The sequence below is a fragment of the Ferrimicrobium acidiphilum DSM 19497 genome (assembly GCF_000949255.1).
GTDB lineage: Bacteria > Actinomycetota > Acidimicrobiia > Acidimicrobiales > Acidimicrobiaceae > Ferrimicrobium > Ferrimicrobium acidiphilum.
Map to the genome: position 1 here is coordinate 1 of NZ_JXUW01000022.1, position 23,680 is coordinate 23,680.

At 54.3% G+C, this 23,680-nt stretch carries 20 protein-coding genes and 1 pseudogene; 15 read left to right on the forward strand and 6 right to left on the reverse strand.

Annotation, left to right across the window (positions count from 1 at the left end; genetic code table 11):
• From FEAC_RS15975 to FEAC_RS10085, 3 genes and pseudogenes are all read right to left on the reverse strand, one after another.
• Positions 1-196 (reverse strand): annotated as a pseudogene (locus FEAC_RS15975) (hypothetical protein); the annotation flags it as partial.
• 349 nt (positions 197-545) lie between these two features.
• Positions 546-707, reverse strand: coding sequence for a transposase (locus FEAC_RS14805; RefSeq protein ID WP_081901127.1), 162 nt, complete (start codon positions 705-707; stop codon positions 546-548).
• A gap of 313 nt (positions 708-1,020) precedes the next feature.
• The gene (locus tag FEAC_RS10085) at positions 1,021-2,193 is read right to left on the reverse strand and encodes an MFS transporter (RefSeq protein WP_035390145.1); all 1,173 of its coding nucleotides are present in this window, start codon (positions 2,191-2,193) and stop codon (positions 1,021-1,023) included.
• Positions 2,194-2,953: 760 nt separating this feature from the next.
• Between FEAC_RS10085 and FEAC_RS10090 the strand changes: the two genes are divergently transcribed.
• The 14 genes from FEAC_RS10090 (at position 2,954) to FEAC_RS15270 (ending at position 18,962) form a co-directional block, all read left to right on the forward strand.
• A complete protein-coding gene (locus tag FEAC_RS10090) occupies positions 2,954-3,850 on the forward strand; it encodes a hypothetical protein (RefSeq protein WP_160290378.1) in 897 nt (298 codons plus the stop codon).
• A 190-nt stretch (positions 3,851-4,040) separates the two neighbouring features.
• The gene (locus tag FEAC_RS10095; protein WP_052566202.1) at positions 4,041-4,661 is read left to right on the forward strand and encodes a TetR/AcrR family transcriptional regulator; all 621 of its coding nucleotides are present in this window, start codon (positions 4,041-4,043) and stop codon (positions 4,659-4,661) included.
• Positions 4,658-6,460: an MFS transporter gene (locus FEAC_RS10100; RefSeq protein ID WP_081901142.1), complete on the forward strand. Its 1,803-nt coding sequence runs from the start codon at positions 4,658-4,660 to the stop codon at positions 6,458-6,460. The genes FEAC_RS10095 and FEAC_RS10100 overlap by 4 nt, the downstream gene beginning before the upstream one ends.
• A 486-nt stretch (positions 6,461-6,946) precedes the next feature.
• On the forward strand, positions 6,947-7,645 hold the full coding sequence (locus FEAC_RS10105) for an ArsR/SmtB family transcription factor (RefSeq protein ID WP_035390194.1): 699 nt from the start codon (positions 6,947-6,949) through the stop codon (positions 7,643-7,645).
• Between the two features lie 76 nt (positions 7,646-7,721).
• Complete coding sequence (locus FEAC_RS10110) at positions 7,722-8,042, forward strand: hypothetical protein (RefSeq protein ID WP_035390149.1); 321 nt, start codon at positions 7,722-7,724, stop codon at positions 8,040-8,042.
• The gene (locus FEAC_RS10115; RefSeq protein ID WP_052566204.1) at positions 8,039-9,382 is read left to right on the forward strand and encodes an MFS transporter; all 1,344 of its coding nucleotides are present in this window, start codon (positions 8,039-8,041) and stop codon (positions 9,380-9,382) included. Before FEAC_RS10110 ends, FEAC_RS10115 begins: the two co-directional genes overlap by 4 nt.
• Positions 9,383-10,507: 1,125 nt before the next feature.
• Positions 10,508-10,663 carry a hypothetical protein gene (locus FEAC_RS15610; protein WP_156099286.1) on the forward strand — a complete coding sequence of 52 codons (156 nt, stop codon included), beginning with the start codon at positions 10,508-10,510 and terminating at the stop codon, positions 10,661-10,663.
• Between the two features lie 1,131 nt (positions 10,664-11,794).
• On the forward strand, positions 11,795-12,295 hold the full coding sequence (locus FEAC_RS10120) for a hypothetical protein (protein WP_035390151.1): 501 nt from the start codon (positions 11,795-11,797) through the stop codon (positions 12,293-12,295).
• A 2-nt stretch (positions 12,296-12,297) separates the two neighbouring features.
• A complete protein-coding gene (locus FEAC_RS10125; RefSeq protein WP_035390153.1) occupies positions 12,298-13,116 on the forward strand; it encodes a hypothetical protein in 819 nt (272 codons plus the stop codon).
• A 736-nt stretch (positions 13,117-13,852) separates the two neighbouring features.
• Positions 13,853-15,409, forward strand: a complete 1,557-nt coding sequence (locus tag FEAC_RS10130) for an APC family permease (RefSeq protein WP_052566205.1) — start codon at positions 13,853-13,855, stop codon at positions 15,407-15,409.
• A gap of 117 nt (positions 15,410-15,526) precedes the next feature.
• Entirely contained in the window at positions 15,527-16,405 is an 879-nt protein-coding gene (locus FEAC_RS10135) for a Stp1/IreP family PP2C-type Ser/Thr phosphatase (protein WP_052566206.1), read from the forward strand.
• Positions 16,402-17,385 carry a serine/threonine-protein kinase gene (locus FEAC_RS10140; RefSeq protein WP_035390154.1) on the forward strand — a complete coding sequence of 328 codons (984 nt, stop codon included), beginning with the start codon at positions 16,402-16,404 and terminating at the stop codon, positions 17,383-17,385. The genes FEAC_RS10135 and FEAC_RS10140 overlap by 4 nt, the downstream gene beginning before the upstream one ends.
• 17 nt (positions 17,386-17,402) lie before the next feature.
• Positions 17,403-18,644 carry a glutamine synthetase family protein gene (locus FEAC_RS10145; protein ID WP_052566207.1) on the forward strand — a complete coding sequence of 414 codons (1,242 nt, stop codon included), beginning with the start codon at positions 17,403-17,405 and terminating at the stop codon, positions 18,642-18,644.
• A gap of 84 nt (positions 18,645-18,728) precedes the next feature.
• Positions 18,729-18,962, forward strand: coding sequence for a hypothetical protein (locus FEAC_RS15270; protein WP_152623189.1), 234 nt, complete (start codon positions 18,729-18,731; stop codon positions 18,960-18,962).
• 324 nt (positions 18,963-19,286) lie between these two features.
• Here the strand turns inward: FEAC_RS15270 and FEAC_RS10150 are convergent, their stop codons facing one another.
• From FEAC_RS10150 to FEAC_RS10160, 3 genes are all read right to left on the reverse strand, one after another.
• Complete coding sequence (locus FEAC_RS10150; protein ID WP_052566208.1) at positions 19,287-19,745, reverse strand: DUF6314 family protein; 459 nt, start codon at positions 19,743-19,745, stop codon at positions 19,287-19,289.
• Positions 19,746-19,952: 207 nt separating this feature from the next.
• On the reverse strand, positions 19,953-20,657 hold the full coding sequence (locus tag FEAC_RS10155) for a response regulator transcription factor (RefSeq protein WP_052566209.1): 705 nt from the start codon (positions 20,655-20,657) through the stop codon (positions 19,953-19,955).
• On the reverse strand, positions 20,635-22,251 hold the full coding sequence (locus FEAC_RS10160) for a sensor histidine kinase (protein WP_152623190.1): 1,617 nt from the start codon (positions 22,249-22,251) through the stop codon (positions 20,635-20,637). Before FEAC_RS10160 ends, FEAC_RS10155 begins: the two co-directional genes overlap by 23 nt.
• 550 nt (positions 22,252-22,801) lie before the next feature.
• Here FEAC_RS10160 and FEAC_RS10165 point away from each other — a divergent pair.
• Entirely contained in the window at positions 22,802-23,677 is an 876-nt protein-coding gene (locus FEAC_RS10165) for a branched-chain amino acid ABC transporter permease (RefSeq protein WP_035390156.1), read from the forward strand.
• Positions 23,678-23,680: the final 3 nt, after the last annotated feature.

Below are 23,680 nucleotides of genomic sequence, written 5' to 3' on the forward strand. Positions count from 1 at the left end.
CTGAAGCGATTCCCCATCTTCTCCATGATGGCCGGAGAGGCAATTGGCATCTTTCGATGATCGCGCAGGAAGTAGACGACTGACCTGGCATTTGAAGCTTGGGCACATAGACGTTCAAGTAGATCCGGTCGAGACACTCAAGATCGAGAATCACATGGCTATCGAGGAGATCGTTCACGTTTGCAACGTCGCCCACACCCCACCCCAAACGGTCGGTCAGGTTTTGTCCTGATACCGGTCATGATAGAGAACCTGCATCATTATCCACTCACTCGGCGGTCCGAGGTTTGCCTCATTAGTAACCAGAGCGTGAGACCTTGCACACTTCACAGAGCACAGATACTGCAGAATTCGGCCGCAGTCGTATCGATGAACTGATAGATCAGCTCTCGCCGCATCTTCTTGACCCTGGAAGGTGCGAAAATCGTTTTAAGATTTCGCATCCCATACTGAGCTGTTCGTTCTCCTTGGGAAAGCCTACGGTTCTATGCAGCAAGATCTGGAGTTACCCCCACATCCCGTCTCTCCTTGCGGGCCTTGTCAACTCAGTTCGACAGCGTCGCCTTCGAGATGCCAAGATCTTTGGCTACCTGCCTTAGCGACGAGTTCCCACTCTCGAAAAGTCTGACTGCGTCTTTTTTGAATTCGTTGTCAAATTGTCGACGAGTCCTCTCTTTCCTAGTTTTCTGTCCTTCCGCTTCTCCCATACCTATATTCTCCTTGCCTTAAGGGAGAACCGTGTCCCGTATCGTGAGTAGTTTCATGGTTGACTCATCACCTGGAGAGAGCATGTAAGACCGGTAGCAATACTGGCCGTGCTCGGCGCGGCAAGAACAACTCTCGAAGGCGTGAGCAAGAAGTCCGAGACGAGAACCTTTTAAAGAGTGCATCATGATGAGTGGGCTCACTATTGATCACTCAGATGCAACGGCATAGCGACTTAGCCTAGACCTTTCTGATATCTTGTAATCGTGCCCCGTTTCTTGCGTGCCAGCTGGGGTCATGTTTTGTAGGCTGAGATTATGCTCCAAGGTCGCGACCGGCTAGCTCGGCCCGGAGGGCTCTTCTGCCGATCCACATTGCAATTGCGCCAATGACTGCAAAGACCGCATTGACCTGCCAAGCGACAGCGAAGCTGTAGTGGTCAACTAGGACTCCGAATAGCGAGGGGCCCAGGAGCGAGCCGCAATATAGACCGGCCTGGGTAATGCCGGTTGCATGTGCAATAGAGCCTGGGTGTGTCTTTGTGATGGCAAAATTGAAGACCCCATTCCATCCCCATCCAGCTGCATAGGCTAAGACTCCGGCAAAAACGACGAGTTCGGGATTGCCAAGCGATAGGAGAAGGTAGCCGACTGCGCCGATCATTAGCATCGCCGCAACGACGGTGAGGTGATTTCCACGTCTCCGGTCTGCAAAGAAACCGGACATAATGCGAGTTATAAATGAGCTTGCGCTTCCAATAGCCGCCAGATAACCTGCCGTGCCCGGAGAGAACCCACTGTGAACGTTCGAACTAACGAGGAATGCTCCCATGGCATTCGCGGCTCCGGCTCCGAATGCCATCCCCATAGCGAGGATGATGAGCGGTCCCAGCACAACCTTGGTTGCGGTTCGGTCTCCTTGCTCAGTGGAACCCTTGTTTGTGGTTGGAATCGCGACAAACGTAACTATACCGAAAATTGCGGCACCAAGATAACCGTACCGCCAGCCGATGGTGAGCGCCACGAGAGGTACGGCTAGTCCAGCCAACAGCGTCGCTAGTGGCACCGCTGCCTGCTTGATGCCGAACGCGAGCCCCTGTCCTTTGAGTTTGATGCGCCCAACCAGAAATTGATTTACTGTTGGTTGCATCACACCATTCGCAGCTCCAGCGAGGATGAGTGACACGAGAATACTAAGAAACGTGCTATCTAGGAGTGCAATGGTGAGCAGGCTGAGCACGGTGGAGGCTACTGCTATGCGCATTAGCCTCTCCACACCCAGCAGCTTGACCCGGGGTCCTATGAGCAAAGAAAAGGGGATTGCGGCAGCGAAAAACGTGGAGACGAGGAGCCCCAACTGGGTGGTGGTGAGATCGAGATGGTGCCGAATCACCACTGCAAGCGCGCCTGTGAGGAATGCTGGGAGCGTGGTGGTTGTAGCAGAGGCGATTGAAACTACGAGTGTGACAGTGCGCGATTCTCGATTCATAGGATGTGACCAGTCTAAACACCAAAAGTACAGGAGCTTTGCCCATGTCGTTCTTCTAATGCATCGAGCAGCAAAGTCGGCTGTTGCGCACATGGCGCGGTCCAATAGCTCGGGCGGCAGAGGCGATGTTTCATCGAGTCGCGTTAGTGAGCTTCTCACAAGTCGACCATAAGTCGCATGTGTTCGGTACTAGCCGAGCAGGATACTGGTTTTAGATGACAAGTTGCCCTAGCCATCGGGTGGCAACTATTCTGCCAGCGCAGTCATCACTCGTTCTCCAACTGCCGACCCTGGGAACTACTGGACGACACCTTGAGACCTGTAAATTCCCGAATTTCATGCATGCAATCTGCACTGCGGTGTTGAACACTGTTCTTCGTTCCTACGGGGCCAAGTAGTGCCAAGCTTGGAGTACCGCACGCAGTAATCGTGTGCTGGGATCAACTCTGTTGTAGTTGATTAGGCGTGGTCTCTGGGTATGCAAGCTTTGCGATCTATAGGTTGTGGGAGCTCAGCGTCGAGGCGATGGCATGTGTGATGGTTCGAGGCCGCTGATCGTAATTTGTTGGATAATGGTTTGCTGACAACGGGTGAATCGAGACGAGCCGGTTACTGTTTGCGGTTCGGATAACTTGGATCGATGAGGCATCATCGGATTAGACCGGGTGCACGGATTCACAAGAACAGTCTCGGGGTGTTGGCCACTGTGCTGCTCTTAGTTTGGCCCCGAACCGTAACCGGTGCTCCCGTAGCGGATGTAGTGAATACGTATCCGTGGGCAGCTTTCGCAAACCATGGCTTTATGCGCCCATCGTCACGACTCGGCTCCTACGAGCAGCTTTGGTATGCGCCGATTACTCTCAGTCCCATGGCCGCTGGAGCCCAGTCGGTACCATGGGTTCCAAAGGGTGACGAAGGCATCGGAGGGGCCGCACTCTTTACGACTACGATAGTGCCTCAAGCCGGAGCCCAACCAGTGGCGGTCGCGTGGATGAATCAGCAACAGGCAAGCACGCAGATCTACGCAGGCACCACCCAGCCTGGTGGCTCATGGCCATACCAAGCGCCGATACCCTCCTCGCGGTTCCCGACTCTGTTGGCCGCATTCGAAGGGGGTTTTCAGTTCAGCGCTACTTCAGGAGGTTTCTATCAGGCTGGACGCTATGGCTCTCCTCTCCATAACGGAGACGCCTCATTGGTTGAGTATGACAATGGGACGGTCAACATCGGTGCGTGGGGTAGTGAGGTGTCTATGACGTCATCGGTGCAGTCGGTCCGACAGAATCTCACACTCCTGGTCGATCATGGGGAGGTGACGCCGCAGGCGAGTATTGCTCCCCTTGTCACATGGGGTTACTCGCTTGGAAACTTGGTTAGCACTTGGCGTAGTGGCGTTGGAGTAACTGCAAATCACAACCTTGTCTGGGTAGGTGGACCTGGACTCTCCCCTGCAGAACTCGGAGCAGTTCTAGTCCACGCTGGAGCGATTGAAGGTATGCAGCTTGATATAAACCCAGATTGGGTTAATTTCGCAACCTACACCGATACCACCCCTAGTGGCATCGTTGGCACCAACCTCCTCTCCTCGATGATCTTTCCGCCGGTACATTACCTTGGCCCTTTCTGGCGTGACTTCGTGGCTGTCTTTTTGCGATAGGACCGGACGCTCGAGCGCGGTACTTCATAGCAGCACGCCAACGCTATAGGTCAATTGTCTTCACCAGACAGCGCGTCGGAGCGAGAACGCGTCAATATGTGGCTGTCTTGGCATATCGGTAGCTTCATTTTGGAGCAGGAATCCACTGATTATTGCGGCACAATGTGCAAAAGTGCATAGAGTGTAAGGAATGGATAAGATTACGATGAGACCATCGCTTCGAGAACGTAAGAAGCAAGCCACCCGCAAGACGTTTCGGAGGTCGGCTGTCTCACTGGTTACTCAGCATGGGTTGGGCGCAGTAACGGTCGAAGCTATTGCGGCAAATGCCGATCTGTCGCCGCGTACCTTCTTCAACTATTTTTCGTCTAAAGAGGATGCTCTCTGCGGTCTGGATCCGAACTTGGTGAGAGATATGCTCGCGGCGCTTGTTGCTCGGCCTTTAACAGAGACGCCAGCAGAGGCACTTCGCGCGATGTTGATAGATGTGTTGGCCGGGCTTGATGAAGATCATGCGGAACTGCTCGATCGTCTACGGATTATTCGCTCGAATCCTACACTTCTCGTTCGCCACGTCGCTAGCTGGGCAGAGGTAGAGCGCCAACTCGTCGTTCCATTGTCCGAGCGTGGTGGAGGTTCGATGTCGGGGTGGTACGCGCCGCTCGTGGTGGCTACCACGCTGGTCGCTGCCCGGTTGGCAATGATGTCGTGGAGTGAGCACGAGGGGAGTATCTCTCTTGTTGAGGAGCTTGCATCGCATCTGGATGTGCTGGCGGCTGGGTTGAAACAACCAGGCGAGGAGTGGAGATGAGTGGTGCAACGGCTCTGCTAACACACGGGAGTGGTGAATCGCCAAAGGACAACATAGATCCATACAAAGGTAAATGGTCTACGTTGTCGAATACCACTCTTGGCATGTTGATGGCCTCTATAGATGCGTCGATCGTGCTGATCGCCTTGCCGGACATATTCCGTGGGATTCATTTAAATCCATTGACGCCAGGCAATACTAGCTACTTTCTTTGGCTCTTGATGGGCTATATGCTTGTGACTGCAGTCCTAGTCGTTAGCTTTGGACGTCTTGGTGATATTTTCGGGCGAGTCCGTATGTACAACACCGGCTTTGCTATCTTTACCGTATTCTCGATCATGCTCTCGGTTACGTGGATGCATGGCCCTGATGCTGCCTTATACATGATCGTTATGCGGGTATTCCAAGGTGTGGGTGGAGCCTTCATCATGGCAAATTCGATGGCGATCTTGACGGATGCGTTCCCACCAAAGCAACGAGGTCTGGCGCTTGGTACCAACATGGTTGCCTTTACCGGTGGAACCTTCATTGGACTCATCCTCGGAGGAGTGCTGGGCCCTATCGATTGGAGACTTGTCTTCCTTGTCTCGGTTCCGGTTGGGATCATAGGGACGATTTGGGGTGTCATTAACCTCAAAGACAAGGGAGTGAGAGTTCGCTCCAAGATCGACTGGCTGGGCAACGCGACTTTTGCGATTGGGCTGGTGGCGTTGCTAGTCGGCATCGTTTACGGTATCGAACCTTATGGGAGTCATGCCATGGGTTGGTCGAACCCACGAGTGCTGACAGCGCTCATCGGTGGCGTCTTGGTACTTGCTCTTTTCGTCTGGATAGAGACCAAGGTGAAGTCGCCGATGTTTCGCATACCGCTGTTTCGTATTCGTTCCTTTGCTGCTGCTAACGTTGCTGGCTTTCTTGCCTCATTAGGACGAGGTGGCTTGATGTTTATTCTGATCATCTGGTTGCAGGGCATCTGGCTGCCCGAACATGGCTACAGCTTTGTTCAAACTCCGTTGTGGGCAGGTATCTTTATGCTGCCGCTTACGGCTGGTTTCCTGCTTGCTGGGCCAATATCAGGTTTCCTGTCAGATCGATATGGTCCTCGCCCGTTTGCTGTCGCAGGGATGCTAGTAGCGGCTCTTAGCTTTGCTCTGTTGGAGGTCTTGCCTATCGACTTCTCGTATGTATGGTTCGGTCTGTTGCTCCTCGCCGTAGGGCTATCAATGGGGCTGTTCACCTCTCCTAACAGAGCAGCGGTAATGAACTCGCTTCCACCAAACCAGCGAGGGCAGGGTGCAGGAATGGCCACCACTTCGATGAATGCCGCCATGGTGCTTTCCATCGGTATTTTCTTTACTCTGATCATCGTTGGCCTAGCGAGTCATCTACCGGCATCTCTCTATCACGGCCTGATTGCCCATGGAGTTCCCTCTGCTTCAGCTCACAAGGTGGCCAATCTACCGCCGACCTCCTCTGTGTTCGCAGCGTTTTTGGGATATAATCCGATCCAGAGTCTGTTGGGTCCGAGTGGCGTACTGGCGAAGTTGCCACACGCACAGTCGGTTTATCTAACGGGACGCTCCTTCTTTCCGAGTCTTATCGCGGCCCCCTTCAGTCACGGACTCCACGTAGCGTTAGATTTCGCGGTGGCGGCTTGTTTGGTGGCGGCGGGTGCATCTGCGCTAATGGGGCGCCAATACTTCGATCAGGCTCCTATTGATACCGCAGTTCTGGACGACTTGACCACGGCTTCTTCGGATGAAACCAAAGCTAGCGATCCTATCCGACTGGAGACTTGACTGCGGATGATGGTCGTCACTGCGACAGCTAGTCAATGGATATGCTTCTGCGGGAGATTGCAGGTGGTAACACAGCCTGCCGAACCGTGTGTCGATTGAGATCCGCAATCTGTGTGCATAGATGCACCCTTGGTAGGAGCTTCGCTGGATATTGCGAGGCGTCGATTTACCTCGACTGTGTCTGACATCGTTTCTTCGACATGGCGCCCTAGCCGGATGACCTGGAGGTAACTACTAGATCGACCTCTATCGTTATTGACCGATATTCTAGAAAAAGTCATGTACCTATCTCGTGGATAGGCGTCTCTGTCGGCTCTATAGATGATTTTGTCACAGAGACTTCGGCGCTAACTTCGTGCATGAATAGCTGGGATTTCTTGCCTGCTGGCACACCTGTGCTGCAACCACCGTAACGCGAAGTGCTTGGGGTATACTCCAGGAGGTATGCGATATGCTGAGGTTGGACCAGGCGAGCGGAGCTCGCGAGTGGCAAAAACCAAACTTTTTGATGCCTTGGGTGAGATCGCTAAGGCGTTGTCGACCGGACGGCGAGTAGAAATTATTGATCTATTGGCCCAAGGAGAGCGCTCAGTGTATGAGGTCGCAGCGGAAATCGACCAGAGTCTTGCCAATACATCCCACCACCTCCGATCGTTAGCCAACGCCGGACTTGTTCGCTCGCGCAGAGATGGTACCCACATTTACTATCGTTTGGCGGGTATTGAGGTGGAGGTGTTGTGGTCGGCTTTGCGTTCCACAGCCGAGTCGGAGCGCGCTGATTTTCCCCAGCTCGTCACCGCCTACGTGGGACCTGCCGGGCAGTATCCGATCGTCGATCACTCGGAGCTGCTTGGTCGACTCAAAGATGGATCAGTTACCCTCTTGGATGTTCGACCAGAGGCTGAATATCGGGCTGGACATATTTCTGGAGCGCGTTCGCTTCCGTATCGTGAGGTGGAGGCCAGACTAGCTAGCCTTCCAACCAAAGGCGAGATCATAGCCTATTGTCGAGGGCCGTATTGTGTTTTCGCACCCCAAGTGGTTCGCTTTCTTCGAAGCAAGGGAATAGCCGCGAGTCGGCTAAAGGGAGGATTTCCTGAGTGGCGTTTGGCGGGACTCCCTGTCACAGTCGGCTCAGACGTTGGCCTGATTCCAGCCGAGGATAGTTCTATCCGCGACCGCTGACTCGTAGCGTTGGTTTGTGTGGTTAAGTCGTAGCCCAGCTCTATACTCAAATATACAATTGAATATTGGAGGATCTATGACGATTGCGTCCTACTCGCCCAGCAATGCAGTCAAGGGTGCTAGCGTACCAATCTCTTGGCCAACGCAAGACCCGGATTGGCAGATGTTGGTTTTCGGCGTTCGTGTTGGTGCTAGTGATTATCTCGATAGATCATCCTCTACTACGACTCCAGCCCGATCTGCACCCGCGATCGAACTTGGGCCAACGGAACGAGCGATAGCGGCTCGATCTCCGCTGTTCAACACAGAGCTGCTCCAGCACTATGGTTGCTTTGAGGCCAAGGTTGTCTTTGATTGCTTGCGTGCCAAGCCTGGTCGGCTGCTGGTATCACCGTGAGTCAGGAGAACCCAGTATCGGGAAGTGGAGCTAATGACCCTCCTGTAGAGCGACAACATTTATCTTCCAGACTTGGGCTTCGCCAAAACTGGTGGCAGTTCACCCTCTTTACGTTTATCACGTTGTTGATCGGAATGACGATAGGAGTTGAACGGGTAGCGTTGCCTCCATTGGCCCGACACGCCTTTGGGGTAACTTCGGTGCTCTATACAGTCAGTTTCATAACCGCATTTGGTCTGGTAAAGTCAATTATGAACCTAGTAGCTGGACGGCTCTCTGATCGGAGGGGACGGAAGGCAATACTGCTCGCTGGTTGGGCATTCGCGGTCCCCTATGCGCTCATCATCATCTTTGCTACCGCTTGGTGGCAGGTGATCGTGGCGAATCTTTTCCTCGGCGTGAACCAAGCTCTCACCTGGACGATGTCCGTGACCGCCAAAATCGACCTTGTGGGACCGGTGAATCGTGGGCTTGCTGTAGGGGTTGATGAGTCTGCTGGTTACGTGGGTGTAGGAGTTGGTGGCTTCTTGGCCGGTCTCTTGGTTGCCAGCTATGGTTTGCGCCCCACTCCTTATCTTCTGGCACTTGGTGTCGTGGTTATTGGCGTCATCGTGACACTCGGGCCGGCGAAGGAGACGCTCCCGTTTGCACAATCTGAGGTTGTGAGTCGCCCAACAGGCAAGGAGAGGTTGGCGGCACCAAAGCTGACACGTCTCGGGGCTTATATGAGCTGGCATGATCGTTCGATGCTGGCGGTGTGTCAAGCTGGCTTTGTAAACAAGTTTGCTGATAGTCTGGTGGCTGCCTTTTTCCCGCTCTACCTGCTGGGAAAGGGGGTGCCGCTTGCTGAAGTCGGACTTTTGGTGGGATTATATGCCTGGGCGTGGGGGCTCGGGCAGGTCGCCTCTGGGGCGCTGGCCGATCGGGTGGGTCGTAAGCTCCCTATAACCCTCGGGACGTTTCTGATCGCCGTCGGTCTGGCGATTTTCGTAAGTTCTAACAACCATGGCGTCTGGATCGTCGCCGTGATTCTCATGGGTCTCGGAATGGCGCTCAGCTACCCCAATCTCATAACTACGGTTGGGGATACTGCAGATCCCAGGTGGCGTGGTGGAGCACTTGGCGTCTATCGTCTCTGGCGGGACGGTGGATACGCGATCGGTCCGCTACTCCTTGGCGTGGTTGCTGTGTTGGCAGGAGTTGCCACCGCCATCTGGGTTGGGGCGGGGCTTGTGGGGTTATCCGGACTGATCCTGTTGGCGATGTTCAAAGAGACCGAGCCAAAACGGCGCAAGACTGAACTTGCATGGAAGACGCATCCTGAATGGGTGGCACCATGAAGCCATCTCCGCGGTGAGCGCACCAAAGTGTTTTGCGAGTATCCCTAACATATAGGCTGCCCCATCCAAGTCTGGCTAGTTCACTACGCCGATTGGTCTAGATTCAACCGATTCCCAAGGGTGATGGCTTCCCGGTGTGTGCTGAATCTCGAGAGCGTTGTAGCTGCCTGTGGTAGCTGCGAGGCATTCAGCATGATCCACGTCTCGAGGCCTAACTCGTGGCAATTGATCTTCGCATGGACCGCCGTTCAAGATGGGCCTGCGAAGACATCGCTACTCTAGCGCGCTCTAGCTCTACTGGATGTTCCGTCCGTGTGTGACATCGTGTAAGCGCGAACTGAGGCTCCAGTCTTTAGTGAGAGCTGGAACTTGCCCCGATTGAGCAGGTCAGCAATTGGTCACGAAGAGAGCGAGCAGGCATCGTATTTCGGGAATACCCAGGTGCTCGGGTGTCGCTATCATCGATGATTACTGGAGTCGAGTTCGGAGGTTCAGTGACGCTGACGCCTTCCTGGAACCCGCATACGATTGCCAAAAGACAGATGTCGTATGGCTAGTTGTTGGCCACCTCTGGCTCGCTTGTTCATCGCATCTCATCACTGAGGTCAGAAGAGTCAATCTTTCTTGCGCACCTGCGCGATCGAGACTACGTATTGTTAACAACTGGCGTGGCTTCTGGCGCACTGAGATGATGCCTTATCCCATCGGGCCCTTCCTGACTAGCGGCCGCGTGCCGTCGGAGGAGTTAACCGTGTCGTTCTCGGTCGATGAGTCTTGGTTGGTTGCGTTCGCACCAAGCTAATTATCCAGAGCATATCCGGGAGCTTCTCCTGGGAAGACTGGTGGCGGCTGTCATCTAGATTTGGGAGCCACCAAAGCCTCTCGAACTTCTGAGCGTATAGAGCCTGCGAGAGGAGAACGAGATCTGCTGTTGCTTGCTAGCGCTGGCGCGTCTTAAACTTGTAACTCGCATCCCGATGTCGAGGCGATAAAACTTACAGTCAGCCCTAGCTGATATCTGCACAATCCTTGCTAGCTAGCCTGGAATAAATACTCCTTGAGGTTGCTATACTAAATGACGAAGTAGTAATAGGAAAGTCTCCTAAAGAATTGGAGGAATGAACAATGAAGTTCACTGAGTTTAATCTAGGGATTCGTGCGACTCGCCGAGGGTCGAGACAGCTCGAGGGTGTTGGACAGACTGCCCGGGGTCAGGGTCATCTATACCCGGAAGGATTGTCTAGCTATCTGATGTCCGAGCGCAACGCAAAGGGCTGCTGAACAGGAAGAATACCAGTGCCGAAGTGGAGTTTTCTGCATTGGCATGGATTGATGAGAAGCCGAATGGCGCCGTTAGTGCCGTTCGGCTTTCGTCTGTGGTGGGAACGGGTCGGCCAGTCCCGGACTGGAATCCGGGAGCCTCAGGAAATTCTTTTTTTACTCCATCTGTTTAGTAGATATGTGTGTTCAGAATTAGCGATGCAATACCTCATTCTTATCCGTGATGTGTGCTATCTGATATTGTGATGGGACGGTTATTGTTGTTGCCATCCAACACCATGGGTAGCTTGTAATGCCTATAGCTGTCAGGATGGACGGTCGCTATCGGCGTCGCTCCGGTAGTTCTGGATTGTTGTGTTAGTCTCAGCACCAGTGCGTGCGGGAACGTGTTGAAGAGATTTCCTACAACACCTAGACACACGAACCAGCTGAGCTTGGTTAGAAGTGGGACGGTTCGCTTCCACGACAAGCCCGGCATGACCCGGAATTCTTGATCGCGACGGCCTCGTGGTAAGATGCGGTCTCTGGCCATGTTGTACACGCAGGGCTCCAATCGCTTTGAATTGTCCGACATCGGCGAGGACGTAGCCATGACCCGTCGGCCGCGTGAGGAGTTCGCACAACTTTACTTCATCTCGGGAAGCTTTCTACTGACCAAACGGGAGCGCAAGCCGCGTCCGTAAGGACGTGGGGGATAACACGAACCTTCTCCTGCCACTCCCACCGCGAGGGCGCCGTGTGAGCAATTGTCTTTTTCGATAGCAGAGTGGATCTCGTATGGACATCCGATCAGCGAGCATCCCATTCTTGGTTAAGATCACAGCCAGAGGCCTGATTTAGAGAGCTCCTTCTACGTCTAGACCAATGGGTGGACGACCGCTTGAGCCCGCATGACAGGTGACAGGGTAGTTGAGTGATGCTAGGCCCAGTGAGCTAACCTGGACCATCGGGGCTTGCCTAGAGGGTAACCGGGCTAGCTCCTTGTCAACCAAAAAGAGGACACGTCCCGAAGAATCTTTGCGATAATAACCTGTTCTCTGTCGAGATAACTTACTATTGGGGTTGCGTACGGAAAGATCGGACGGAGGGGGGAATCATGGGACTGGGAACTGCCTTTCAGACGGAGTTGCTATGACGGCTTGTGGGCTGATGACCGCGCTCGGATCAACTGCCGCATTGTCGGCTAGTCAAAGTCCACTGATTGTGCGCAATCCGGGATTTAGCTGTTCGGTAACGGTTGCCAAGCCACATATATCGGCGTACTACCCAACGCTAGATCGTCACTTCGTGGATACCCATACCTACGTCGGGTGTAGTGAACCAGCAAGTACGCTTCAGGCAATTGCGACATTGTACGTGCTCACCGAAGTTCCCACTGCGGATGGAGGTGTCTCTGGAGAATTGGTGGCCCAAGCTCCAGGGGTGTCAAAGGTTGAGGAGAATGTGAGCAGCATTATGGCCCCTCAGTCTAACTTTGACTGCGAGAATGCTCCTCTCAATACGCTCCCTTACTACGATGCCAGTGGATATGCCTATGTCAACGGTGCTTACCAGGGGTCGTCGAATTCTTACCGTGGCACCTACGCGGCCTGCACGGGCACGACTCCGGCTGTTCATTTGGGAGGTGATTAGCGATGTCGACACCTTCTGAGCTTGAGCTGGTACGAGAACGGATGTTTCATGCATGGGACGGAGTCGACTCATTGGAGATCCATCTACTCACGAAGCACCGACGTGTGTGGCGTGTGAGAGTCGAGGAGCCATCGGCCGACTTTACGCAGACTGAACCCGATATTCCGGTATATCACTCGAGTGCGTGGTGGAGTGCTCCAGAGTCATGGCGCCTCGACGAGGAGTTACCCGAACACGGTGGGGAGCGATTTTATACAGCACCTCGCCACCCTCATTCTTTTGTGGTAAACGGTGACAGGTATGCGTTTCGAACCGATGGCGTAGTGGTCAACACAGGAACGCGTGCTGAGGCGTTGGCACGACAGGGCGAGTGGTTCGTCCGTGGGGTCGGGGCTGGACGCCCCTACCTTTCGGCACGAGAGAATGCACAGCTATGGTATTGGAGTGCCCCCCAGCTCTGGGTTTGCAACTTCAACCTGGTACTCAACAGCCATGGTCAATACGTCGATGGCATCCTTGGCGACCGCCGCTGGTTTGCACATGTGTTGGCCTCACAAGGGAACTGGATCCATGAAGTTCCTGACCAAGCTCGGCCGATGCTAGAACCCAGATGCCAACAGTGGTACACAGGAGCAGACTGGAATGGTGACCAGGAGGTGACCGATGACGCCACGTTTTTTCAACTATGGGTTGATATGGAGACTGGATTTATACGGAGGATCGCAAAGGAAGAGTTGGATGGGAGGACGTGGGATCTAGCGGTTACCTCGCTTCGTATCAATGCGGAGATTTCGGCAGACACTTTCGACCTTGGCATCTAACTACGGGTGTCATGAAAGCCAGGTTGGGCGGAACAGTGCTCTTCGTAATTCTGGCGGGCGGGCTCGGTGCTTGTAGCCGTGACCGGGTTCAACATCCAAGCCCAACTCTTTACTATCTCACCGGTATTCCAGAGGCAAAACCGGATCTCATAGTCAATGATCGTAGGGTTATTCCTGCACAGTCGTGGCGATGGCAGAGTTCAACTGGGCTTGAGGTGATGCCTTCGAGAACAACAGCTAGCAATCCTGACGGCGCTCCGCTTATACCTCACTGAGTGCGAAGCTCTCAATTGCTCTTTGAGGAGGTCTGGTAGTCACTTGATCGACACGTAACCGGATTCGCGCAAAACCTGATGTATCTCGCTACAAGGGTCAAGTCTGCTATCGTTGTCAATGGAGCGTTACACCTCCAATGCGGGTGAGAATGCGTCAAGAGTACACTTGCCGCAGGATTAGCGATCCCAGAACACAGAGGGACATCACGCGCCAAGAGCTACAGTGAGTCGGTGTAGCGTCAACCAGCCGAGGCAGCATGAGCAGCAAATGAAGCCCCGTTTTCACACGCGGGGTGGACGTCACTGTCTTTGTATCTGCATCCGGGGCAAGGGAACTAGTGCTAGTGTGCGGGACGGCAGTTTATGTCGCAAGCCTTCATAGAGCTGAAACAACGGTGTAACAACGATTGGATAGGCTCCCTACAAACCTCGATACCGCGTCGAGGAGAAAGGGAGGAATTATGGCTTCAGAACTAGGTCCACCAGGCTCACCGCCAGAGTTCAAGCGGTCACTTTCGTTGACCGGTGTTACTGTCAATGGGATGGCGCTTATTGCGCCCGGAGCATTTCTTTGGACTACATTTCAAGAACAGGCTGCCCAAACGAGCAATGGTGCTGCTACCGGATCGCAGATGTGGACAGGGCTCCTTTTCGCCTTCGTCTTGGCGATGTTTACCGCGTGGAGCTATTCTCAGTTGGCCAGAATTTATCCGAATGCCGGCACCGGCTCGACCTACTACTTCGCTGAAGCCGCATTCCTCGATAAGCGATCAGAGGGCCATCGGAGACTCGCACGCCCGGCCAAGCTTGCTTTCGGCTGGATTAGCCACCTCTATTATTGGATATACCCCGGCATCATGATCGCATTCATCGCCACCATCGTGGGCTACATCTGGGCTGAGTTCAACCACGGGAGCCAACTTGGATGGCCAATCCTGTCGATTATCGCGATTGCGGCAGCAGCCCTGGTGGGATATGTAGCCTATCGCGGGATTACTGGCTCCACTATGTTGGCTCTGGGGATTAACGTCGTGCAAATTGTCACCCTGGTCGCGATCAGCGTGATCTTCATCGTCTATCGAATCAACTATCCACATGCTGGTTATATTCAGCCAAACGCGGGTGGGGTGCTGATCCCTCATAATTTTTTGAACCTGCTCTATCAGTCGACGATCGCCATTTTGTTGCTCGTTGGTTTTGAGTCGATCACGTCGCTAGGGTCAGAGGCGTTGAAGCCCGAACGTGACATTCAGCGTGGAGTTCTGCTTGCCCTGGCGATCCAAGGCGGCTTCTGTTACCTACTTGAGTACTTTTCGAGCAACCTTGTGCTTGGTAAGGCGACGATGGCTGGTGTGCACGGTGCACCATTCGCCGCAGCAGGGAGTGACCCAGCACCGATAGGCACATTGGTGATTAACGTCGTCGACCGCCTATTTGGAGGAGGAGGGGTGGCGGTGGCTCTGGTCGTGGCATTCACGGTTCTCCTTGCCCTCCTTGGAACGACGTTGGCGTGCATGAACACTGCAGTCAGGCTCTCGTATTCGATGGCGAGAGATAAGGAGCTTCCTTCGTTGCTTGGTGTCCTGCATGGAAGGTTCGCTACACCAGCTGCGGGTGTGTGGATTCTGGCAGGCATCTCGGCGCTCATTGGTATCTATGGTGTTCATACGGTTGACAATCTCACCCAGATAACTCTGGCCTCGAATATTGGTACCTTCCTCGTCTACGGTTTTACCTGCGCGATTACTATGGTGGCCTTTGCTTCGCGTCATGATAAGCATCTGCTCAAGTCGAAGATCATTCCCGGCCTCGGGTTGTTGATGAACATTGTCGAACTGGTCGGTGTTGTCTACCTGGCGATTGCAGGTGGCGGTAGTGGAGCTACAGACGCGATCAAGGCGATTATCATCGTCGCGGTGTGGGTAATAGCAGGTCTTGTATGGGTACTCTTGAACCCTATGCGTACCCATGCTGAGAGTATCCACGAGGAGCGCTTGCGGTCAGCAATCGCAGAATAAAAGAGGTTCTTACTCCACGGCGCAGGTCGGCCAAATCATCCCCCTGGAAGTTTGGCCGACCCGCGATAGGCTCGGCGGTGAAGATATAAATTGGCTAGCGGTGAGTTGAGGAGTGGCATGGCCCAGGCATCAGATTGGTCCCAGGAACCTCGCTTGCGAGGTAATGGCCTGATGCTAGATTCGGGTGCGAATGCTGGTCTGACCTGGAGTTTTCGTTCAGATCGTGGCCTGGTGCGCGAATCTAATGAAGATTATGCGCTTGTGATCGAGGCGGATGAGGGTCGGAACGAATCACTGTTTCTGGTGGCCGACGGGCTCGGAGGTCATGCAGCAGGCGAGGTCGCGAGCCGATTGGCGGTAGAGACGGCGGCTGTTGCCTGGCGGTCATCCCTCGACAAGCCGACGAAGGCAAGGCTCCGTAACGCCTTCCGAATGGCGAATCAGGCGATCTTTGATGAGGCACTTAGCGCTCATCAAAATGGCATGGCGACCACGCTAACGGCATTGGCGATCTCGTCTGATATGGCGTTGGTGGCCCATGTAGGCGACTCCAGGTGTTACCACATTCGTGGGCGTAAAGTTGAACAACTCACAACCGATCATTCCCAGGTCGGTGAGATGATGCGTCGTGGCCTCATCTCACCGGCAGAGGCCGCTAGTCATCCTGCACGTTCGGTACTAACCCGTTGCTTAGGTCGAGAGTTCGCCATAACACCGGATATTACCCAGCGACCACTCCTCAAGGATGATGTTCTTCTACTTTGTTCCGATGGACTCTGGGACCTTGTCTCACCGCAGGAGATGGCGCTGGCGCTGCAAAATGAGGACGGTGACCCGGCGAATCAGGTGGCCAATGTGGTGGAGGAATTGAACAAGTTGGCCATCTATCGTGGCGCACCCGATAACGTAACGATCATGATTGTGCGAGTCGAGAGAGAGGTGGGTTCGATACAGTTGACCCCCTCCTCAAGCCGTTGGTTTAAGAGGTCGTCGTGAACCGTCATCAGACTGGCGATTCAGTAGACGGCTTCGTGCTTAAGGAGCTGCTCGGGGAGGGTGCTTATGCCACGGTTTGGCTAGCGCTTGATTTCCGTAGCGAGGGTGAAGTGGTGATCAAATTCCCGAACCCTGAGCTCCTCGCCGATCCGCAGCTCTATGCACGCTTCAACCGCGAGCGCACGCTTGCCTTGACACTCGATCATCCAAATGTTCAGAGGGCCTTGCCAGCACCAAGGCAGCCGAGTGAGCCCTACTTCGTCTATGAGTATGCGTCAGGTCGTAGCCTTCGTGCACTGATGTATGAGCGAGGGCAATTGAGTCTTGATGAAGCGCTCGCAGTTGGTGTGCAGATTGCCTCTGGGCTCGCCTACCTTCATGCACACGACATTGTGCATCGTGACCTCAAGCCCGAAAATCTCATCGTCTCTGCGGAAGAGGTCGTAAAGATCAGTGATTTTGGGAGTGCCGTGAGTCTTGGTGCCCGTCGCTTGACCTGGAAGCACTTCACGCCAGCCCAGGGGACTCCAGACTATATGAGTCCTGAGCAGATACGCGGCCTTCGTGGCGATGCCCGTAGCGATCTCTACAGCTGGGGAGTGATCATGTATGAGTTGCTAACTGGCGTAGTGCCTTTTGAAGGGGACAGTTGGCTGGCAGTGATGGCTGGCCATCTGCAAGAGACTCCCAGACCGATTCGCGAACTTAATGCTGCAATTCCAGCCGAGATCGAGGCTATCGTCATGCATAGCTTTCGCCGTTACTCGGAACATCGTTATCAGAGTGCCGAGGAGCTGCTTGGTGATCTTGCTAATCCTAACAAGGTGAGTCCAGAGATATTTGACCTTTCCGCAGAGGCGCCGATGGGGGAGGGTCAGCCCACTACCACCCGGAGCTATCTGCGCCAGGCTGGCCTCGTTGCTGCTGGCTTTGTCGCCGCCATCATAGTGGTGGTCGCGATCGCCTTGATTGTCAAGTAGGAAGGAAGGATGTCCGAGTGATTCAGGAGCTTGGAAACGGTGGCCATTTTGCGTGGGTGAAGTTGGTGTTTGCCGATCTCAGCGGCACCGCACGTGCCGTGCAGATCCCCGAGGCAGCCTTCGAAAGAGCGATGAGCGAAGGAGTGCGGGTCGATGGGTCTGCACTTGAGGGTCGTAATCGGATGATCGAGACCGATCTCGTACTCAGGCCGGATCCAACTACGCTGCTGCCAAGCGGTGATCATGCAGGGAGAGTCATCTGCGATCTATTTGATGATGAAGGGAGGCCATGGCCCCTCGATCCTCGTCACGCGCTCCGTCAGATGGTGGCCAGCACTGCGGTCGTCTCTGCCGACTGGATGGGAGCTGCTGAGCTCGAGTGGTATCTCCTGCGTCCAGACCTGAGTCCAGTAGATGGTGATGGATATTTCTCCTATACACGAGGCGAAGGTGAGCGATTGCTCGAGCGCACTGCACTTAAGCTTGGCGCGCTCGGGCTGTCGGTGACTGCGGCACACCACGAGGCGGGGCCAGGCCAATACGAGGTCAACCTGAAGGCAGCAACACCCATGCTGTTGGCGGACAGTTTAATGACTGCGCGGACCGTCGTCGCCGATATGGCACACGAGGAGGGTCTAATCGCTACTTTCATGGCCCGACCGCTTAACGACCTGCCTGGTTCCGGGATGCATGTTCATCAGATCCTGGCCGGCTCGAATCCCTCTGAGGTAGAGCATGTGGAGCGGGTTGTCGCTGGTGTCCTCGATCATGCCGGCGCTCTCTGTGCCTTTAGCGCGCCAACCATTAACTCCTATCGACGCCTTCACCGAGGAGCCGAGGCACCGAGCCATGCGACTTGGGCACATTCAAGTCGGTCTGCCTTGGTAAGGCTGAGCTTGACGGATGGAGATCACATCTCGGTTGAGTATCGAGGATCCGACTCATCGGCGAATCCATACCTCGTTCTGGCGGCGTTGTTGGCCGCCGGCGAGACTGGCGTTATCGGCGAGGCAAAGCTTCCAGCTCCCCTTGAGGAGAGCGTTGAGGGAGTGGGGCTCGCACAAGTTGAGACGGCACCCACACAGCTCCCGAGAAGTCTAGAGCAGGCGACTATTCAACTTCTTGGTGACGATCGACTGATCGATTGCTTTGACGATCGTCTTATTGCTCGTTACAGCGAGGACCTGATGGCCGAGGTGGAGGCATCGCAGGGGTACGTTAGTGACTGGGAACAGCGGCGTTATCTCGGCAATTTTTAGCTAGATGTTTCCAGAGTGTGAAAGCTCGGTAAACCAATAGTGTCCTTGACTCTGATCTTTGGCCAGACCAGTTAGCTTACCTGTATGACACCGTCGCACGCAAGACCAGATCTAGGTGGGCAATCTTATAGTGTTGGACGCCGTAACACCTCTCCGGCGTTTTTGATGGGACTCTCATTGATCTGGATACTAGCCGCGGCAGTGTGTGGGCTATATCTCCACACAAGCTGGCGGCTTATTCCGATAGTCGTAGCTTTTGGCATTGGTGCCCTCTATTTGCGGAGCGCGACTGGTGCCTATCTTCGCCGAACGAGGTAGCGCGATAACTCTGGCGTGAGCCTGATCGGAGGGTCCCTCCGATGAGTTCAACCCTTATGTTGGCTTGGATGCTGCTGTCGGGGAACCGATGACCGGCTGATGTGAACAGCCAAACCCGTCACCTCTATAGTTGAGTCTCTGTTCAGGCTCGAGATGTGGTCACTTAGCCAACTCTCCTTTTTCTGATGAGTGCAGGGGAGTTATGATGGTAACGTTAGGGTTGCAACTCATTGGTTGAGTGCAGACTATCGCTGCTCGCGGCGGCTTACCTTCACTTAGCTGGCCGAATATGGTTCGCCACAGCGCATGAGAGAACGCTTCTTGTCAGTCACATTTGTTCTGGCGCCAAAGCGTGGTAACGGCGACAAAGTTTTTCCTGGGGCCCATAGCCTGCCAGTGCTCATAGATTTCGTTGTCGGAGGTGACTGTAGTTGTGATCTGGTAGTAGTCCTCGCTGCACTGATGGATTGCGCGCCACGAACCGGTCCGCAGATCGAGGTCGGTGAAGAATCGTCCGTCTAGAAAGAATAGCTTTACGCTCCAATTGTTCTGCACACTGTAGTTAAGTCTTCTTCGAGTTGGGACGACCTGATCTCCTAAACGAAGCTCACCGTTTTCGTTGTAGTCGCCATGCCGGAGAGTGCCATCTGATAGTTCCGACTTGGTCTCGGTCAAACTGGCAATACCCACACAACTGCTCTGGTTGCCGGTGAGGTGATCGGTGATCGACCTTTCGAAAACCCACGTACCTATCAGGAAATTGAATGAGTCGATGACCTCCATGGAGTATCGATTCTATCGACTCAGCTTGAGACAGAAGACTACCACTAGAGGTGGGACCCAAGACACATGACGTCAAAGTCGAGATTGAGTCATTGCCAAGGGTTTGTCCAGACTACCCTGACCAATAAGGCCGATCGCCTTTTGTGTTGGGCCCAACCTGCCGTGCGCGATCTTCAATCAAGTGTCTCCAGCTGGCTCGCCGTGTGGTCATGAGGGCCATTCATAGAGGTGTTCAGGGCGCCCAGACCCATAGCGAAACTCGAGGCGAATCCGCCCGATGCGTGCAAGATGCGACAGATAGCGGTGAGCGGTAGGACGGCTGACACCTGCTCGGGACGCGACCTCTTCGGCTGTGAGTGCCTCGCCTGCGCTTCGCAGAGTCTCGACGATGAGCCCAAGTGTTTGTGGGGAATGCCCCTTCGGGAGCTGCCTACTTCCTCCTGTGCGTAGGATTGAGTAGATGGTGTCGACCTCTTCTTGGTCGGCTTCGGCCAGCGCCTCGATCCTCTGTTTCATTGACGCATACATAGTGAGTCGTTCCATCAGCACGTGTGAGCTAAATGGCTTAACGAGATAGTAGAGCGCTCCTCGACGCACCGCCTCCTGCACGCTGGCAGCATCCCTCGCAGCGGTTATTACGATGACATCGACGGTATCATCGGCTGATCCGGTTAGACGTCGCAGAACCTCAAGGCCCGGTATATCCGGAAGGTATAGGTCGAGGAGAACCAGGTCTGGTTCAACATCGTGGACTAGCTGCAAGGCTTCGGCTCCAGAGTGCGCTTCAGCGACGACCTCAAAACCGCTGACGTGCTCCACGACGGCGCGATGAAGGGCTGCCACTCGAAAGTCGTCATCGACGACAACGACTCTGAACACGGGCGCAGTGCTAGCGCTCTGAGTTCTGGGCATGTGCGGCCATCTCCTCCATTTCAGGTTCTTCCATTTCAGGTTCAAAGATGCCCGGTAAGGTGACGCGAAAGCAGGCCCCAACCTCCTGAGTGACTTCGACGTCACCATGGTAGCGTTCCACGAGTTGCCGTACCATGGCAAGGCCGAGGCCGCGCCTTAGCCCACCCCCAACCTTTTTGGTGGTGAAGCCGTCTACGAAGATGGCTTCTCGCTCCTCGATAAGCACTCCGGGGCCGGAGTCTGAGACCTCAACCACTAGCTCCGTCTGGTGGCGTTGTAGCCGCAGCGTTACCCAAGCGTTGGGAACTCCTTGGGTTGCCTCGATGGCGTTATCGAGAAGATTGCCTACCACTGTTACGAGATCGTTCGCATGCGGTAGCTCGGTGGGGAGAAGAACTGCACCGCCCAATCTGAACTCGACATTGCGTTCGGCGGCCACTGCACTTTTGGCGAGTAGAAGGGCCACTATGATCGGGTTTGCAATATCGCTGGTCAGACGATCCATTAGCTGTGTATCGCGCAAGGTGAGATCGGTGGCGAATTCGATGGCCTCGCGAGTCGCCCCCATCTCGATGAGTCCAACGACTGTATGCATTCGGTTCGAAAAGTCATGGGCCTGAGCTCGCAGCGCCTCTGTCAGTCCGAGCATGCCATCGATCTCTCGTAAAAGTGCCTCTGATTCGGTACGGTCGTTGATGGTGACGACATAACCAAGAGGCTTGCCGTGTGCCTCTACGTAACGCCTATTTACAACGAGAATTCTGTCTTTGTGCACGACTACCGTGTCTCGACCTTTTATCTCTCCAAGGATGGCAGCCTGCAGGCGACCATCGGGTATCAGTACTCGCACAGGACGCCGAAGATGACGCTGGGGAAGATCGAGCAGGTGAACCGCCCCTGAGTTGGCGAACTGGAAGCGACCATCATCATCAAGCCCAATGACGCCCTCGCGGATGCCGTGAAACATCGCCTCCTGCTCTTGAATCAGCTCCTTGAGCTCGTCAAGTTCGAGTCCAAATGTTTGGTTGCGGATCCATCGCCCGACTCCCCAGCTGAGGAAGAGCCCAACCGCCATCGCAACTACCAGTGCTTCAAGTAAGTGTACTACTAGCATAATTGTCTCGCTCCGTGGAATTCGGTAGACCAACTTGAGCGCGATGCGGTCGTGCGATACTGTGTCAACGAGGGGAGCAGTCGCCGATACGATCACCTCACTGCCAACGGTCTGGCTAAGGACACTTGCCTTGGTCGATGATGGGACGGATATAAGTTCTCCGGTCTTGAAATCTCCAGCGCCGTCCAAGGCGACGCCGTTGTTATTTACGATAGCGGCACCGGCGGCGTTAGTAGCGGCCAGTATGGTGGTCATGAGCGATGGCAATTGCTTGTGATTGTGAGTGAGTTTCACCAGCGATGAGTCGGTTGCGAGTGCCCTTACGGCGAGCTCAGCTGCCATTGTGTACCGGGATGTGTTTGGTTTTATCGATCCGCGGAACCAGACCACTCCTGTCAGGATGACCACCAGCAGGATCGCAGTTTGGATAAGAGCTAGACGCCTTTTCATGGTCATACGGCTCTGTCGGTATCTATCCACACCGCACTCCTCTACTTGCGAATGCCCCCAGATGGCCCGCCCACAACCCCCCGGTGGAATGATGAACTACGGGGTAACCAGTCTAATCACTCTACCGTACCTGGGTAGAGTGTGGCTAAAGTATCGACCATTTTCGTAGCCAGGCGCGGTGAGCGTGAGAGCCAAAAGTCGCTGGCTCTGACCCCTATACCTAGACACCCGGGACATGCATACTGCTATCTAGACACCCGGGACATGCATACTGCTATCTAGACACCCGGGACATCCATGCTGCCCGATGGGGTACAACCTCTTCCACTGCTTAACGTCTGTCGGGGTTTTGGAACAGACTCTTGACGGCACAAGGTGGTATCATCAGTCGCATCTAGGGGTATCAAGTGTAGGCGATGAATTTGGTTCTTTAGCATGTCTGCGTCGCACTGTTGCTGTTTGACGCAGTGAACACAATGAGCAGAACGACAATCAATGAACTCTAGGAGTACTTTGTGTACACAATGTGAAAACTTGTTTTCGTAGGAATAAAACATAGCTATCAAACAGAGGGGGGAAGGTGCATCTGTTCTTATTGACCTTTGGCTTCGGCATAGTGACTGCCGCTGTTCTGGCGCTCGCTTCGGTGGGATTGAGCCTTCAGTTTGGGGTTACTAACTATGTCAACTTTGCCTACGGTGCGTACCTGGCGGTTGGCATGTATGTGACCTACACCTGCACAGTCAGCTTTCACTTGCCCTTCCTTTTAGGGGCGCTCATAGGGGTGCTGATGTCGGGTGTTGTTGCAGTAGTCGTTGACGTGCTGGTTCTGGAGCGCTTTGTCAAGCGAGGTACGACAGGCTTCTTCCTGTTGATCGTCACCTTCGGACTTCAACTAATACTGCTCAATCTCGCACAGGCTATTTGGGGGGTCGGCTTCGATCGCTATTCGATAGCGCAAGGCAAGCCATTGACGATTGGACCCTTCAGCGTTACAGCGGCGCAGCTTGAGGTGATTGGCGTCGCCATCGTTGCCCTGGGTCTTGTTCACCTACTGCTGACCAGATCGCGGCTCGGGAAGGCCATGAGGGCAATGTCTGATAATAAGATGCTCGCGCAGACGAGCGGCATCGATATCAATGCTACGACTTTGTGGACATGGTTTTTGACCGGTTGTTTGGCTGGTCTTGGAGGCATTGCCCTCGCGCTCAACACCGTGGAGTTTCAGGTGTTTACGGGCAACACCTTTTTGTTCGTCATCTTTGCGGCTGTCATCTTAGGAGGCATCGGAAAGATATATGGTGCGATGCTCGGTGCACTCATCATTGGGGTTGTGGTGAGTCTCTCTAGCCTAGTGATCTCGTCGGCGTACAACGTGGATGTTGCCTTCGCTGTCCTCGTTATCGTGTTGCTGATTCGTCCGCAAGGTATCTTTGCAATAGCTGGAAAGGCGTAGGTA

Bases quoted from the DNA above. Each gene is read 5' to 3' on its own strand.
- FEAC_RS14805 (WP_081901127.1), bottom strand. From the start codon at position 707: ATGGGAGAAGCGGAAGGACAGAAAACTAGGAAAGAGAGGACTCGTCGA.
- FEAC_RS10085 (WP_035390145.1), bottom strand. From the start codon at position 2,193: ATGAATCGAGAATCGCGCACTGTCACACTCGTAGTTTCAATCGCCTCT.
- FEAC_RS10095 (WP_052566202.1), top strand. From the start codon at position 4,041: ATGGATAAGATTACGATGAGACCATCGCTTCGAGAACGTAAGAAGCAA.
- FEAC_RS10100 (WP_081901142.1), top strand. From the start codon at position 4,658: ATGAGTGGTGCAACGGCTCTGCTAACACACGGGAGTGGTGAATCGCCA.
- FEAC_RS10110 (WP_035390149.1), top strand. From the start codon at position 7,722: ATGACGATTGCGTCCTACTCGCCCAGCAATGCAGTCAAGGGTGCTAGC.
- FEAC_RS15610 (WP_156099286.1), top strand. From the start codon at position 10,508: ATGAAGTTCACTGAGTTTAATCTAGGGATTCGTGCGACTCGCCGAGGG.
- FEAC_RS10120 (WP_035390151.1), top strand. From the start codon at position 11,795: ATGACGGCTTGTGGGCTGATGACCGCGCTCGGATCAACTGCCGCATTG.
- FEAC_RS10125 (WP_035390153.1), top strand. From the start codon at position 12,298: ATGTCGACACCTTCTGAGCTTGAGCTGGTACGAGAACGGATGTTTCAT.
- FEAC_RS10130 (WP_052566205.1), top strand. From the start codon at position 13,853: ATGGCTTCAGAACTAGGTCCACCAGGCTCACCGCCAGAGTTCAAGCGG.
- FEAC_RS10135 (WP_052566206.1), top strand. From the start codon at position 15,527: ATGGCCCAGGCATCAGATTGGTCCCAGGAACCTCGCTTGCGAGGTAAT.
- FEAC_RS15270 (WP_152623189.1), top strand. From the start codon at position 18,729: ATGACACCGTCGCACGCAAGACCAGATCTAGGTGGGCAATCTTATAGT.
- FEAC_RS10150 (WP_052566208.1), bottom strand. From the start codon at position 19,745: ATGGAGGTCATCGACTCATTCAATTTCCTGATAGGTACGTGGGTTTTC.
- FEAC_RS10155 (WP_052566209.1), bottom strand. From the start codon at position 20,657: ATGCCCAGAACTCAGAGCGCTAGCACTGCGCCCGTGTTCAGAGTCGTT.